We start from the raw sequence: 13,796 nt of genomic DNA, 5'->3' as shown, positions 1-13,796 counted from the left end.
AAATCAATAGTTTAAAAAAGTCTATTTTGATGATATTAAAGTTTAACCGACTGCTTCTACAACACCGGTTATCAATCTACTGAATGTATGTTTCACCCGGTCTGCAACTTCTGTCACTTCCTGATGTGAAAGTTTTTTATCTGATATCCCAGTGGATAAGTTCGTAATGCACGAAAATCCGGCAACTCGCATTCCCAAACTGACTGCGAGGGAGACTTCATTCACAGTAGACATCCCAACGGCGTCTGCTCCCAACTTGCAAATCATCCTGACTTCGGATGCCGTCTCATAACTTGGACCTTTAAGGCCACAGTAGATTCCGGATTGCAAATGAATGCCAGCCGATCTCGCAACCTCGTTAATGGTCCTTTGCATATCGATATCGTATAATGCACGGTTACGCTGTGGCGACGACTTACTACCTAATGGATTTTGAAATGTTAAATTCAGATGGTCTGTAATCAACATTAGATCACCGGGTGTAAATCGATTGTTTATACCACCTGCAGCATTTGTTACAATTAATGTTTTAATACCTAAAGCAAGTGCAACCCGGATGGGATATAAAATTGTTTCTATATTTCCAGTTTCATAAAAATGTACTCTACCCTGAAATGCTAAAAGTGCCGCCTTGCCAATTTTCCCAAATATCAGTCTCCCTTTATGTCCTTCCACTGAAGAAAGAGGGTAATGAGGAATGGTATGAGTGTCGATGATGGTCGGAGATGAGATTGTTTCAGCAAACTCTCCCAAACCAGATCCGAGAATAATAGCAATTTTAGGTTTAAGTTTTACTTGAGTTCTAATTGCTTTAACAGATTCTTTTAGATGATCTTCTAACGATTTTGTTCGAGTTTTTTTCATCCCAATAAAATTCCTGCTATTGTTGCAGTTAAGAGGGTTGACAATGTGCCTCCGACTACTGCCCTAAGTCCTAATGATGCCAAATCTTTTTTTCTCTCCGGTGCCATTGGACTGATGCCACCAATTTGAATAGCAATTGATGAAAAGTTTGCAAATCCACAGAGGGCGAATGTCGCCATCGTGATACCTTTATCAGACATTACACCCTGTTTAATGAAAGTAGCGAGATCAAGGTATGCAACAAATTCATTCAACACTACTTTTGTTCCTAATAAACTGCCAAAGATAAATGAATCGTTCCAAGGAACTCCGATGGCGAATGCCAGATATTGTAATATGGTTCCAAAAACAACTTGCATGCTTAATGGTTGTTTAATCGTCGACATCAGATAAGAATTGATTCCAGTTATGTCGCCGAATTGTAAAAGCAGATAATTAAGCAACGCTATGAAAGCAATGAATGCCAATAACATACCGCCGACATTCAATGCTAATTGAAGCCCATCGGAAGCCCCTGTTGCTGCAGCCTCGATGACATTGGATGAGTTTTGCTCAATCTTTAATTTTACTGTACCCTTGGTGAGGGGATCTCCAACCTCTGGATAAATTATTTTTGATATGGCTAAAGAAGCAGGTGCAGCCATGACACTGGCAGCTAATAATTTGACTGCGAATGTTAGCTGAGCGGTAGCGATGTCTGTCCCTTGAATTGCTGCGAACGATTGTCCGAGCATCTGAATATATGCTGCCATGACGCCACCTGCGATTGTTGCCATTCCACCGACCATAATTGTTAGCAATTCCGATTGAGTCATTGTTGCTATGTAAGGGCGTATCAAAAGGGGAGCTTCGGTTTGACCGACGAAAATATTTCCTGTATTCGATAAAGATTCTGCTCCGCTTGTACCCATTAATTTAGCCATTATCCATGCCATTCCTTGGACAACACGCTGTAAAATACCGAGATAATATAAAACAGATGTGAGTGAAGAAACAAAAATGATAGTTGGGAGAACTTGAAAAGCAAAAAAGAACCCCAAGCTTTCCGGACCATAGTTGACTGCTAAATTTCCGAAAACAAATTTAGCGCCTTCAATTGTAAAACCCAATAAACTCACAACAGCAGTTCCTAACCAATCAATAATAAGTTTCGGTAAACCAAGAGGATAGAAGAATGCGGTTAAAGGTTCATGTAGAATAATCAAAATCGCAAAAATAATTTGTATCCCTAAACCTGAAGCGACTAATTTCCAATTTATTCTCTTTTTGTTATTGGAAAACAAAAATGCAATTCCAATGATTATAATTATCCCTATCAGTCCGCGTACTACAGTTGATGTATCCATGGTTAATTCAATCAGTGGTTGGTGGAACGAAACATTTACGACATCGGGCTTCGTATACGCCGCGTGCTCCAACAACTACTAATTCATGCTGTTCTGTCGTTCTTTGTGTACGATCAGCTGGATTGCCACATTGCATACATATCGCAAGAGTCTTGGTTATATACTCAGCGACAGCCAATAATTTTGGTATTGGTTCAAATGGCCTTCCGCGATAATCTTGATCAAGTCCGGCAACAATAACGCGTCTACCGGCATTTGCCAACTCTTCGCAAACCTCAACCAAGTCGGGAGAAAAAAATTGTCCTTCATCTATACCAATTACTTGAGCATCTTTGGATAGATTAAGTATTTCAGATGGATTATCGACGACAATTGAAGGTAAAGATTGCTCGCTGTGCGATACAATTTGATTAGAACTATACCTATTATCAATTTTGGGTTTAAAGATCAATACTTTTTGTTTAGCTATCTGAGCACGACGCAATCGGCGAATCAATTCTTCGGTTTTGCCGCTGTACATGCATCCACAAACAACTTCAATCCATCCGGTGTTTTGTGGCATATTGTGTAGAGTTACGACTTCCATTGCAATTATTTTTTTTGTTTAAAAATTGAGTTATTAAAAGATGCGGGTAATAAAATGTTAAGTTTAGTTACTGTTATCTTTCCTTTTCTATTGGATAAAACTATATCGATGTCTCCTGCTAAATCCAGCAAAACCTGTCGGCAAGCACCGCAAGGTGGAATAAATTCAATTTTATCAGAATTTATCGCAATAGCTTTAAACTTTCTTTCACCGTTTGAGATTGCCTTGAAGATCGCGGTTCGTTCGGCGCAAATGGTTAAGCTGAATGAACTATTTTCAATATTGCATCCTGTATAAATTTTGTTTGACGATGTTAACAATGCCGCTCCCACACGAAGATTCGAATATGGAGCATGCGAATGTTTCTGTGCGGCTTCGGCTTTCTTTACAAGATTTTTATAATTCAATGATTACCTTCAAATGTTAAAAGTAGGCGAAATATAGAAAAAATGTGGATGATAATCAAGATTTGAACTTCTGGAAAGTATTTCCTATATTTTTTCATCAATTATGAAGCTTAATAAAAAAATTTCCAAAATCCTAAAATCTTCTGTAAGCAAGAAACTATTCTTCGCAGCAGGTGGATTATTGATCCTATTTTTTCTCTTCAACGATCTTTTTATGTATTGGTATGTAAACAAAGAGGCAACGTCCATCGTGCCCAATGTAGTAGGTTTGAAATACGATGAAGCAGTACGTTTATTGGATTCTCTGCGATTTGAACCTCGTAAAGGAGATGTTCGTCTGGATAGGGAACATCCGGCAGATGTCGTGATTGTACAAAATCCGCCTGTAGGGATGAAAGTTAAAACAGGACGGCGTGTTTACATGACTGTTAGCGCCGGTGAAATTACTGTGATAGTCCCGAACATTAGGGGAAAAACTTTACGGGATGCGAGATTCCAGTTGGAACGCGAAGGACTAAGAATAGGTAACATTGATTACGAAACGTCTGATGAATATCCTGCAGGAACTGTTATCTCTCAAAAAATAGAGTCTGGGGTTAAAGTGAAACGAGATATCACCGTTTCATGTGTAGTTAGTATAGGCAGCGAAGATAATTTAATCCAGATTCCTGATCTGACGGGTAAAACTTTGGCGGATGCTGAAAAGTTATTGAAAGATTCCGGATTATTGGTCGGTAATGTCACTTACATATCCTCGAATGATTTACTGCCGAACACTGTCATAGACCAATACCCCAGGTTGGGAGAGAAAGCGCTTCCTGATAAAAAAGTTGACTTGATAGTTGTACAAAGTAGCGACAACGATAATGCACGTGAATATTGAAAAGGATCAGCGATGATTAAAATTGCCCCGTCAATTCTTTCTGCAAATTTTGCGAATCTTGAAAAGGATATTAAAATTCTTGAAAGAGGAGGAGCTGATTGGCTTCATCTCGATATAATGGATGGAAATTTCGTCCCGAATATCACCTTCGGTCCAATTCTTATCAAATCCTTGAGAAAAATAACGAAGCTCCCACTTGATGCACATTTGATGATTGATAAACCGGAAAGATATCTTGAAGATTTTCAGAAATCAGGAGTCGATATTTTAACTGTCCATCTTGAAGCTACAACTCACTTACACCGAACGATTACCGAAATAAAGACATTGGGTATGAAAGCCGGTGTAAGTATAAATCCATCTACACCAGCAATCACCATAAGAGAAATTTTACCTTTTGTGGATCTGGTGTTGATAATGACGGTGAATCCGGGTTTTGGTGGACAAAAATTTATTCCAACCATGATAAGAAAAATTCAAGAGGTGGCGGTCATGTGTGAAGCTTCTGGGCGGAGGATTCACCTGCAGGTAGATGGAGGAATAGATGAGACGAACATTCGTGCAGTCTACGACGCGGGAGCTACTGTATCTGTTGCGGGGTACTCACTTTTCTCGAAAGATAACATTCCCAAAGCGATTCAAAATCTTAAAAAATTGACAAGTTAATTAATTTGAGTGAAAATAATTACCCAGGGGTATTGCTTTTATCATTTTAAAACCTTATTATATTAGGTATTTAATCATATAACCTAAATAAATAAGGATTTATAATATATTAGCGAATATTATTATGATTGATGAAATAGATATCAAGATATTAAACATTTTACAGAATCATGGAAGAACGCGCAGGAATGAAATCGCGGAGTATGTAGGATTATCAATTCCATCGGTCAGCGATCGTCTGAGAAAGCTTGAGGATAGCGGTTTCATTATTCAATACACAACTCATATTAATCCAAAGAAAGTCGGGAAGGATATTACCGCATTCATAGCAGTTAAAGTGGACTCGTCAAAACATTATCCTGCGTTCATCGAGAAGGCGAAAGGAAACGACGATGTCTTGGAATGTCATGCTATTACCGGGGACGGTTCTCATTTGCTCAAAATCAGAACCGAAAACGCGGCAACGCTTGAAAATCTTTTATCAAAAATTCAATCATGGAACGGAGTAACAGATACCCGAACAAGCATAGTTCTTTCAACAGCGAAAGAAACGATGAAAATAAATATCACAACGAAAAGATAATAAGAAAGGTATAAGAATGGCTAAAAATAAATTAAAAAAAGAATCAAAGACAATTAACGACACAATCAAACGCGTAAAAGAAGATGGAGTGCAATTTTTACATTTGCAATTCACAGATCTGAATGGCCACCTGAAAGGTGTAACCATCCCGATCTCAAAAATAGAGGCAGCACTTAATGATGGAATATGGTTCGATGGTTCTTCAATAGAAGGATTCACACGAATTTTCGAAAGCGACATGTATCTTAAACTTGATCCTGATACATATGCTGTTATCCCATGGACGCGGAAAAGTGATTCGCAAGCTGTAGTCGGCCGGTTCATGTGTGATGTTTATATGCCCGATGGCACCCCATTTGAAGGAGATCCGCGCTATATATTAAAACGACAATTGGAACGTGCGAAGAAATTAGGTTTCACGTTCAATGTTGGACCTGAACTTGAGTTTTTTCTTTTTAGAAAAGAAGATGGTAAGTTGAATCCTCTGCCGCACGATAACGCCGGATATTTCGATCAAACATCTGACCTGGCAATGGAGATCAGACAGGAGATGACGAATGCACTCCATGGCTTCGGAATCGATGTTGAGGCATTACACCATGAAGTAGCGGTGGGGCAACACGAGATCGATTTCCGGTATGCAGATGCGTTGAAAATTGCCGATCAGGCAGTTACTCTAAAATTTACGTTGAAGTGGATAGCGTCGCATCATTCTCTGCACGCTACGTTTATGCCAAAGCCGATCAGAGGAATTAACGGATCAGGTATGCACGTGCATCAAAGCATATTCAATTCAGCAGGAAAAAATTTATTTTTCGATCCGAAAGATGATTATCACCTATCGGACATGGCAAAATATTTTATCCAAGGTCAACTCACGCATATCAAAGCGATGAATGCTATTTTGAATCCAACTATAAATTCGTATAAACGGTTAGTTGTTGGATATGAAGCTCCTGTTTATATTGCCTGGGGTCAGCGGAATCGTTCGGCTTTGATTCGAATTCCGCGTTACACACCCGGTAGAGAAAAATCGGTAAGAGCAGAATTACGTTGCCCCGATCCGGCTGCGAATCCTTATCTCGCTTTTGCGGTTATGCTCGCCGCAGGTTTAGATGGGATTGAAAAAAAGAAATTACCGCCAAAACCGATTGAAGAGAATATTTATGAATTTTCTGAGGAAGAAGCTAAGAAAAGGAAAGTTGATCTATTACCTCGCGATATTACCGAAGCACTCGATCATCTCAGCCACGATTCCGTGATTAAAGAGGCGTTGGGCGAATTTGCCTATGAAAAATTTCGCGTACTAAAACTCAGTGAGTGGGATGATTACCGCTTACAGGTTACCCAGTGGGAAATCGATCAATATCTTGAAAAATATTGAATTTCATCCAGCCATCCCGAAAGCCCTGATTATTTAATCAGGGCTTTTTTTTTACATTAAATTTGAGATTGATGCAGAAGTTTCTTAATTTGTGCCTCATGAATTATACATCGATTATATTTGAAGTCGCCGATCGTATTGCTACTCTAACATTATCCAAACCGGAACGTAGGAATTCGTTGGATGATCTGACGATCAAGGAATTAACTGAGGCATTCACATCGGCTAACCGTAATCCGAATGTACGTGCTTTAATCATAACAGGCGCAGGTTCGGCTTTTTGTGCCGGAATGAATCTGGATTATCTCAAAACGTTCACCGAGAAGAGTCATGATGAAAACCTTGAAGACGCCAGAAATCTGATGAAAATGTATCAGGTTCTTCACTCCATGAAGAAACCGACTATCGCGGTTGTGAACGGTCCCGCGTTGGGTGGAGGTTGCGGATTGGCAGTCACTTGCGATTTTGTGTTCGCGGCAAAAAACAAAGCAAAGTTTGGAGTTCCTGAAGTACGAATTGGATTTTTACCCGCTATCATTCTAGTTTATCTAATCAAAAGAATGGGAGAAGGTAAAGCGCGTGAAATGATTATCCGCGGAGATATTTACGATTCTCAAACAGCCGCATCGTTAGGTCTTGTTACCGAAGTTATCGAAGATGAATCGCTTTCTGACAAGAGTACTGAATTTGTAAAAAAACTTATCAATGATTCTTGCTCCTCTTCGATTAATTTGACAAAAGAATTATTCACACGTTATCACGAAATGAACGAGAAAGAGTTAATGGAATATGCCGCAAATCTGAACGCGTTGATCAGAAAGACAGATGATTTTAAACGTGGTCTTGATTCGTTTCTCAACAAGGAAAAATTAAAATGGTAGACAACGATCTTAGGCAAACCATTCGAAGCATACCCGATTTCCCAAAAAAAGGAATTGTCTTTCGCGATATCACCACATTGTTGAAAGATAGAGAAGCTTTCAGAAAATCGGTAGATATTTTATTCGAAAAATATAAATCAGTTCCAATTGATAAAGTAGTGAGTGTTGAATCGCGTGGATTTATATTCGGGAGTGCGCTTTCATATAAACTTAATGCCGGATTTGTACCGGTTAGAAAGCCCAAAAAGCTTCCGTCAAAAACAATCAGAGAAGAGTATCAACTTGAATACGGGAAAGATGCACTCGAAATTCATACAGATGCGATTACGAAAGGGGAAAAGGTATTAATTGTTGATGATCTTCTGGCAACGGGCGGTACTATTGATGCGGCATGTCGGCTCGTGGAGAATCTCGGAGGCGAAATTGTTGGATTGGCATTTTTAATTGAATTGAATTTTTTGAACGGAAGAAATAAAGTAAAAGGATATCCTATTCATTCTTTGATACAGTATGATAGTGAATAGAAATCATCTCTGCGGTATTTATAATTTAAAACCGTTAACGAGAGAATTAAATTTATATTTTAACACGAACTTATTATATGAAAACCATAATTGAACCATTCAAAATCAAATCGGTTGAACCGATCAAATTTACTACAAAAGAAGAACGCGAACTTATACTGCAAAATGCAGGATATAATCCGTTCCTGATACATGCCGAAGATGTGCTTATCGATCTTCTTACAGATAGCGGCACATCGGCAATGAGTTCTAAGCAATGGGCAGGGATTATGGAAGGCGATGAATCTTACGCCGGCGCGAAAAGTTTTTTCCGCTTCGAGAAGACAACACGTGATCTTACCGGATTTAAATTTATAATCCCCACTCATCAGGGCAGAGCTGCAGAAAAAATTCTGTTCACAATTTTAGGTGGAACCGGGAAATATTTTCTCAACAACACTCATTTCGATACAACAAGGGCGAACATCGAATTTTCAGGATCTGAAGCTTTTGACTTTATCACTGAAGTTGGAAAGGATACATCAGCCGTTGCCGATTTCAAGGGAGACATGGATTTAATTGCACTTGAAAAATTTATAAAAGAAAAAGGAGCTGAAAATATTCCGCTGGTAATGATCACTGTAACAAATAATGCCGGTGGTGGTCAACCTGTATCGATAAATAATATCAGAAAAACGAAAGAGATCGCATCGAAGTACGGTATTCCTTTTTTTCTCGATGCTTGCAGATTTGCCGAGAACGCTTATTTTATTAAGAAGCGCGAAAAAGGTTACGCAGATAAATCTGTCAGAGAAATTGCCAAGGAAATGTTTTCGTATGCAGACGGATGCACGATGAGCGCGAAAAAAGACGCGCTTGTGAACATGGGCGGTTTTCTCGCCATGAACGATCCGGACTTGGCGATGAAGGCACGGAATATACTGATCGTTACTGAGGGCTTTCCAACTTATGGCGGACTTGCCGGCAGAGACCTTGAGGCAATAGCACAAGGTCTGGATGAAATATTGGATGAACATTATCTTCAATATCGAATTAGATCAGTCGAATATTTAGGCGAAAAATTAACTGCCGCCGGAGTACCTATTCTACAACCTCCCGGTGGGCATGCCATCTATATCGATGCAAAAAGATTTTTACCTCATATTCCATCACATGAATTTCCCGGACAGGCAATAGTATGCGAATTGTATAAGGTGGGTGGCATCAGAGGAGTTGAAATTGGAAGTGTTATGTTCGGTAAAACGGATAAGATAAGCGGGAAGTTTATTCCTTCAACACTTGAATTGGTTCGCCTCGCAATTCCGCGCCGCGTTTACACACAAAGCCACATCGATTATGTTGTTGAGTGCGTGATTGAGGTTTTTGCCAATAGAAATAAACTTAAAGGTTACGCTTTTACATACGAAGCGCCGATGCTTAGGCATTTCACAGCGCGCTTCAAACAAATCGGTCGCTGAGCAGCTTTATGATTATCTGCCCTGTTTGCGAAACAGAAAATCAGCACCTTGCAATTAATTGTTCAAAATGTAGAGGTTACCTCCAGCAAAAGATCGAGACTCTCGATCTTTTCTCCATCGCTTGGTTGCTGATCGAGTCTCCTAAAAAAGCTTTTCACAAGATAGCGATTGCGACTCATAAAAATTATATTATCTTCCTTTCGGCAATCGCAGGAGTAGGCTTATTATTTTCTACATTTTGGTTTTATAAAATCGGCGATCACGTTTCATCTCTACTCAAATTTCTCGGAATTGGGATCAGCAGCGGATTAATATTTGGTCAGATATTTATCCTGTTACTAAGCTTAATTGTTTGGCTAATATTTAAAATCGAAAAAAGGTCTGTTAAATTTAGACAGGTATTCGCAGTCAGTGCTTATTCATCTATCCCGATAATAATTTCTGTTATTATACTTCTACCGCTGGAGGTGCTAACCTTTGGAACATATTTTTTCGCAACGAATCCGTCGCCTTACCTTCTTAAACCATTCTCATATATAGTTCTGCTTGGACTCGATTTTCTCTTTGGCTTGTGGTCTTTTATATTATTGGGGATCGGTATAAACAAATTGCGCGACGGGGGATGGATAAGATCATTCCTGATAGAAATAGTGTCATTGGGAATATTATGCTCCATTATTCATTATTTTTTTACAACTCTGATATATAATATTTATGGAGCGTGAGGTTTTTGAGAAATTGGTAGAACAGGCGTTCGAACTTCTTCCTGAAAAATTTCGTCTTGCACTTGATAATGTCTCGATAGTTGTAGAAGATTACCCCGCAGAAGAAATTGTAAGAAAAATGGATTTGAAATCAGGAAAGCAATTACTCGGATTATATCAAGGCATTCCCCAAACTCACAGGGGAACGTGGTATGGTATGTCGCCGATTATGCCCGATACGATTTCACTTTTTCAAAAAAGTATTGAACGAATATGTCGCGACGACGAAGCGATAAAAGAAAAAGTGAAAGAAGTTCTGATCCATGAATTGGGGCATTACTTCGGAATGAATGAGGAGGAAATAAAAAATGCGGGATTTTAAAAATATTTTTGTATATTGTTCTGATTAAGGAAAGGAAAACAATGGGTAAAGTTATTTTTACAATTTCATACGATATCATTCCTGAAAAAAGGGATGAATATATCGCATTAACGCAATCAATGAAGAGTCACTTCCAAAACGCGAATGGAAGAGAATATTCTGTTTATGAAGTAAAAGGTAAGAAAAACAGCTTCACAGAATTATTTATTTTTAAAAGTTTAGAAGAGTACAATCAACTGGAAGATAATGATGATAGTATGTCTGATCTTGTTTCGCAGCTCGAATCATTTTTGAACGGCAAAATGAAATACACAACATTAATCGAAGCCGATTAATGTTAAGTATTCTTTAAGAACAAGATATCGATTTAAATTACTTTCCGATAAGCGTAGCTCTCAGAATCTTTTCCTCATTTCCACGCTTCACAACAACTTCAACTTCATCACCTGGCTTAAACTGACCTAGTAGATAAGTGAAGTCATATATATTTTTTATTTCTTTTCCGCCAAACTTTATAATAACATCATCACCAATTAAACCGGCTTTTTCTGCCGGACTGCCCGGACGAGTTCCTGAAATTTTCATGCCGGGTACATCACTGGCAAAATCCGGGATGATACCAAGTGTAACTCTCGCACCCTGGCGGTCACCACCCATCGGCAGGGGAGTTGATTTTGTGAATGGTGGTTTAGTTTCAGCTTTAGCGATATCTATTACAACTCGTTTTGCCATTCGCACAATTTTTTCTTCACCAACATAATTCAGCTTTTCCCATGTGTCGGATGGTTTATGGTAATCTGAGTGAAGGTTCGTGAAGAAGAATACGACCGGAATATCCTTTTTATAAAATGATGCCTGATCGCTTGGGCCAAAACCATCCGGTTTTAATTTTAATGTCAATGAATCTAAATTTTCACGTTTCATCAACGAATCAAAAATTGGAGATGTTCCCATTCCTTCGATAACTAGCACGCTGTCTTTCATTCTCCCTATCATATCCATATTTACCATAGTTATAGTTTTATCTAACGGTTTAAATGGATTTTTAACGTAATAATCCGAGCCAAGTACGCCCAACTCTTCACCCGTGAATGCCACAAACACGATAGACCGTTTTAAAATATGTTTTTGTGAAGATAGATTTTGTGCAAGTTCAAGCAACCCGGCTGTGCCGGATGCATTATCATCAGCCCCTACATGCGGCGCGATAGTATCCGGTTTCAACGAACCGGAACCTTCACCACCCATCCCGAGGTGATCGAAATGAGCCCCGATGACAATCACCTCATTACTTAAAACAGAATCGCTGCCTTCCAAATATCCAACAACATTTGCTGTAGTTGCACGGATTTTTTCAATCTGGGTTACGAGGTTTACTGTGGTCTTTTCAAATTCAAAAGAGTTTGGTTTTAATTCAGATTCTATTTTTTGTTTGATTTGCAGTAGATTCTTTCCTGCAATTGTAAATATCGAATCGGCAACATTCCATTTCATGCTGAGGACTGCAATGCTTGCGCCTCCGGTTCTAGGATCCTCGAAGGCACCCAGGTTGTCGCTTTTTGTCCCGGGCATTCCTGCGAGAAAAATAATTCCAACCGCACCTTTTTCACGAGCTGTGAATAATTTTGCCATTACGCTCGAATGTTGAAAAAACTTATCGGAGACAGAAGTATCGGGGGAACCTCTCATAACCAATACAAGTTTACCTTTCACGTCTAAACCGGTATAATCGTTGTAATTCAGAGAATCGGGTGCGGCTATACCGAAACCTGCGAACACAAATTTTGTAGTGAGAGATGTATCGATTGATGATGATAGCGGGCGATAATCGTCTTTCGGTTTTAAAATTACATTTTTACCATCAATATTTAATTCAAATTTATTATTCGCGCCGACTTTGGTTGAAGAGACGAATTTGAATTCCTGAAAATATCCGCCGTTCGCACCTGCGGGAGATAGACCATATTCTTTGAATTTATCTGCAATGTACTCAGCCGCCTTGCGGTTACCTTCTTCACCCGATCTTCTTCCTGCAAAATTATGAGATGTTAAATCCTTCACATGCTGTCTAAGCTCACTGGATGTTATGTCGGTGGAGATAAATTCATCAACCTTTGGTGCGCAATTGAATACCGATATGATGAAAATGATGATGAAAATAGATGATAATGTTTTCATAAATATTTAATGTGGTGAAATGTGAATGATATCTAAAACCTCTGCTAATTTTCCAACCATACAAATTGATGATGCATCGTCGATAGGGTGGACCACCAGTTCGGCGTATGAATTATTTAAAAAGCGATCAACAAACGTATCGCCTGTTATTTCAAATGTTTTATTTTCTTCGGTAACAAACTGCCAGCAGCCACCCTCGATCTCTCTGTAGTACATAGTCCCACAAATTATTATAGATCCCGGTTCGTATTTTGACAAATCAACCGTAGTGCAGGAACTTTCCATAATTAGAAAAAAGAGGACAGATAAATATAGCAAAATATTCGGCATTTATTTACTTAATCCTTCAAGTGCCGTACGAAGTTGTTTGAATGATTTTTCGTCAGCGACAGAATAGTTCAGATCAATATATAATATTTTACCGCAAACATCGATTACATATACCGTTCTTTTATTATATCCGTGTTCAGAATTATAACTCGAATATGTTTTCGCGATAGAATGATCGTGATCAGATAGTAATTTAAATGGGAGATTATGAAATTTCGCCCATTCGTGATGGGAAAATATATAATCTCCGCTAATCGCGATTACCTCGGTATTTAAATCAGCAAGCGACTTGAAATTATCCCGCAGTGAACAAACCTCCTTAGTGCAGCCGCCGCTCCAGTCTGCCGGATAAAATGCAAGTATGACTTTTTGATTCACCGTTATATCCGATAAAGTTATCTTACCTCTCGACACAGAATCTTTTGTGGCATAAGGTAGAGTAAAATTTGGTGCAGTATCACCGACTTTCAGCACCGTTGCTTGTTGCCCGACTAGTAATTGAATGAACAGCAGACTAAATAATATATAAAAGAAAATATGTTTCAACTTGTCACCTTATAATGTTAATCAAAATAATAATCGTTTTGAACAATATCAAGCAGTTATGGAATAAAGGAAAAT

At 38.8% G+C, this 13,796-nt stretch carries 17 protein-coding genes; 10 read left to right on the top strand and 7 right to left on the bottom strand.

Going from position 1 to position 13,796, the window contains the following annotated elements; all coding sequences use genetic code 11:
* Positions 1 to 42: 42 nt before the first annotated feature.
* Genes HZB59_06335 through cdd form a run of 4 tightly spaced genes read right to left on the bottom strand, consistent with a single transcriptional unit; the run spans position 43 to position 3,203 of the window.
* On the bottom strand, positions 43 to 864 hold the full coding sequence (locus HZB59_06335) for a purine-nucleoside phosphorylase (GenBank protein MBI5021036.1): 822 nt from the start codon (positions 862 to 864) through the stop codon (positions 43 to 45).
* Entirely contained in the window at positions 861 to 2,210 is a 1,350-nt protein-coding gene (locus tag HZB59_06330; GenBank protein MBI5021035.1) for a NupC/NupG family nucleoside CNT transporter, read from the bottom strand. Before HZB59_06330 ends, HZB59_06335 begins: the two co-directional genes overlap by 4 nt.
* A gap of 7 nt (positions 2,211 to 2,217) precedes the next feature.
* Positions 2,218 to 2,796: a thymidine kinase gene (locus tag HZB59_06325; protein MBI5021034.1), complete on the bottom strand. Its 579-nt coding sequence runs from the start codon at positions 2,794 to 2,796 to the stop codon at positions 2,218 to 2,220.
* A 5-nt stretch (positions 2,797 to 2,801) separates the two neighbouring features.
* A complete protein-coding gene (gene cdd, locus HZB59_06320) occupies positions 2,802 to 3,203 on the bottom strand; it encodes a cytidine deaminase (GenBank protein MBI5021033.1) in 402 nt (133 codons plus the stop codon).
* A gap of 103 nt (positions 3,204 to 3,306) precedes the next feature.
* Here cdd and HZB59_06315 point away from each other — a divergent pair, with 103 nt between their 5' ends.
* From HZB59_06315 to HZB59_06270, 10 genes are all read left to right on the top strand, one after another.
* Complete coding sequence (locus HZB59_06315) at positions 3,307 to 4,086, top strand: PASTA domain-containing protein (protein ID MBI5021032.1); 780 nt, start codon at positions 3,307 to 3,309, stop codon at positions 4,084 to 4,086.
* Between the two features lie 12 nt (positions 4,087 to 4,098).
* Positions 4,099 to 4,752 (top strand): ribulose-phosphate 3-epimerase, encoded by a 654-nt coding sequence (locus HZB59_06310; GenBank protein MBI5021031.1) that lies wholly within the window; start codon positions 4,099 to 4,101, stop codon positions 4,750 to 4,752.
* Positions 4,753 to 4,876: 124 nt separating this feature from the next.
* Positions 4,877 to 5,335: an Lrp/AsnC family transcriptional regulator gene (locus HZB59_06305; GenBank protein MBI5021030.1), complete on the top strand. Its 459-nt coding sequence runs from the start codon at positions 4,877 to 4,879 to the stop codon at positions 5,333 to 5,335.
* 16 nt (positions 5,336 to 5,351) lie between these two features.
* The gene (gene glnA / locus HZB59_06300; GenBank protein ID MBI5021029.1) at positions 5,352 to 6,719 is read left to right on the top strand and encodes a type I glutamate--ammonia ligase; all 1,368 of its coding nucleotides are present in this window, start codon (positions 5,352 to 5,354) and stop codon (positions 6,717 to 6,719) included.
* Positions 6,720 to 6,817: 98 nt separating this feature from the next.
* Positions 6,818 to 7,600: an enoyl-CoA hydratase/isomerase family protein gene (locus HZB59_06295; GenBank protein ID MBI5021028.1), complete on the top strand. Its 783-nt coding sequence runs from the start codon at positions 6,818 to 6,820 to the stop codon at positions 7,598 to 7,600.
* Positions 7,594 to 8,124, top strand: a complete 531-nt coding sequence (locus HZB59_06290; GenBank protein MBI5021027.1) for an adenine phosphoribosyltransferase — start codon at positions 7,594 to 7,596, stop codon at positions 8,122 to 8,124. The genes HZB59_06295 and HZB59_06290 overlap by 7 nt, the downstream gene beginning before the upstream one ends.
* 77 nt (positions 8,125 to 8,201) lie before the next feature.
* Positions 8,202 to 9,581 (top strand): tryptophanase, encoded by a 1,380-nt coding sequence (locus HZB59_06285; protein ID MBI5021026.1) that lies wholly within the window; start codon positions 8,202 to 8,204, stop codon positions 9,579 to 9,581.
* Positions 9,582 to 9,589: 8 nt separating this feature from the next.
* Positions 9,590 to 10,306: a YIP1 family protein gene (locus HZB59_06280; GenBank protein ID MBI5021025.1), complete on the top strand. Its 717-nt coding sequence runs from the start codon at positions 9,590 to 9,592 to the stop codon at positions 10,304 to 10,306.
* On the top strand, positions 10,296 to 10,667 hold the full coding sequence (locus HZB59_06275; GenBank protein MBI5021024.1) for a metallopeptidase family protein: 372 nt from the start codon (positions 10,296 to 10,298) through the stop codon (positions 10,665 to 10,667). Before HZB59_06280 ends, HZB59_06275 begins: the two co-directional genes overlap by 11 nt.
* A gap of 41 nt (positions 10,668 to 10,708) precedes the next feature.
* Positions 10,709 to 11,002 (top strand): hypothetical protein, encoded by a 294-nt coding sequence (locus HZB59_06270; GenBank protein ID MBI5021023.1) that lies wholly within the window; start codon positions 10,709 to 10,711, stop codon positions 11,000 to 11,002.
* A 37-nt stretch (positions 11,003 to 11,039) separates the two neighbouring features.
* On the opposite strand, the gene HZB59_06265 is transcribed toward HZB59_06270, so the two are convergent.
* From HZB59_06265 to HZB59_06255, 3 genes are read right to left on the bottom strand one after another with little or no spacing between them, the layout of a single operon-like run.
* Entirely contained in the window at positions 11,040 to 12,845 is a 1,806-nt protein-coding gene (locus HZB59_06265) for a M28 family peptidase (GenBank protein ID MBI5021022.1), read from the bottom strand.
* A gap of 6 nt (positions 12,846 to 12,851) precedes the next feature.
* Positions 12,852 to 13,175 (bottom strand): hypothetical protein, encoded by a 324-nt coding sequence (locus HZB59_06260; GenBank protein MBI5021021.1) that lies wholly within the window; start codon positions 13,173 to 13,175, stop codon positions 12,852 to 12,854.
* Positions 13,176 to 13,721 carry a peroxiredoxin gene (locus HZB59_06255; protein MBI5021020.1) on the bottom strand — a complete coding sequence of 182 codons (546 nt, stop codon included), beginning with the start codon at positions 13,719 to 13,721 and terminating at the stop codon, positions 13,176 to 13,178.
* Positions 13,722 to 13,796 lie beyond the last annotated feature (75 nt).

Source organism: Ignavibacteriales bacterium (assembly GCA_016214905.1).
Taxonomy (GTDB): Bacteria; Bacteroidota; Ignavibacteria; order UBA10030; family SZUA-254; genus PNNN01.
This window is presented reverse-complemented; position numbering and strand designations above follow the sequence as displayed.

Coding starts and splice junctions, on each gene's coding strand:
- HZB59_06330 (MBI5021035.1), bottom strand. CDS start 2,210: ATGGATACATCAACTGTAGTACGCGGACTGATAGGGATAATTATAATC.
- HZB59_06295 (MBI5021028.1), top strand. CDS start 6,818: ATGAATTATACATCGATTATATTTGAAGTCGCCGATCGTATTGCTACT.
- HZB59_06285 (MBI5021026.1), top strand. CDS start 8,202: ATGAAAACCATAATTGAACCATTCAAAATCAAATCGGTTGAACCGATC.
- HZB59_06270 (MBI5021023.1), top strand. CDS start 10,709: ATGGGTAAAGTTATTTTTACAATTTCATACGATATCATTCCTGAAAAA.
- HZB59_06290 (MBI5021027.1), top strand. CDS start 7,594: ATGGTAGACAACGATCTTAGGCAAACCATTCGAAGCATACCCGATTTC.
- HZB59_06335 (MBI5021036.1), bottom strand. CDS start 864: ATGAAAAAAACTCGAACAAAATCGTTAGAAGATCATCTAAAAGAATCT.
- glnA (MBI5021029.1), top strand. CDS start 5,352: ATGGCTAAAAATAAATTAAAAAAAGAATCAAAGACAATTAACGACACA.
- HZB59_06305 (MBI5021030.1), top strand. CDS start 4,877: ATGATTGATGAAATAGATATCAAGATATTAAACATTTTACAGAATCAT.
- HZB59_06310 (MBI5021031.1), top strand. CDS start 4,099: ATGATTAAAATTGCCCCGTCAATTCTTTCTGCAAATTTTGCGAATCTT.
- HZB59_06265 (MBI5021022.1), bottom strand. CDS start 12,845: ATGAAAACATTATCATCTATTTTCATCATCATTTTCATCATATCGGTA.
- HZB59_06275 (MBI5021024.1), top strand. CDS start 10,296: ATGGAGCGTGAGGTTTTTGAGAAATTGGTAGAACAGGCGTTCGAACTT.
- HZB59_06315 (MBI5021032.1), top strand. CDS start 3,307: ATGAAGCTTAATAAAAAAATTTCCAAAATCCTAAAATCTTCTGTAAGC.
- HZB59_06325 (MBI5021034.1), bottom strand. CDS start 2,796: ATGGAAGTCGTAACTCTACACAATATGCCACAAAACACCGGATGGATT.
- HZB59_06260 (MBI5021021.1), bottom strand. CDS start 13,175: ATGCCGAATATTTTGCTATATTTATCTGTCCTCTTTTTTCTAATTATG.
- HZB59_06280 (MBI5021025.1), top strand. CDS start 9,590: ATGATTATCTGCCCTGTTTGCGAAACAGAAAATCAGCACCTTGCAATT.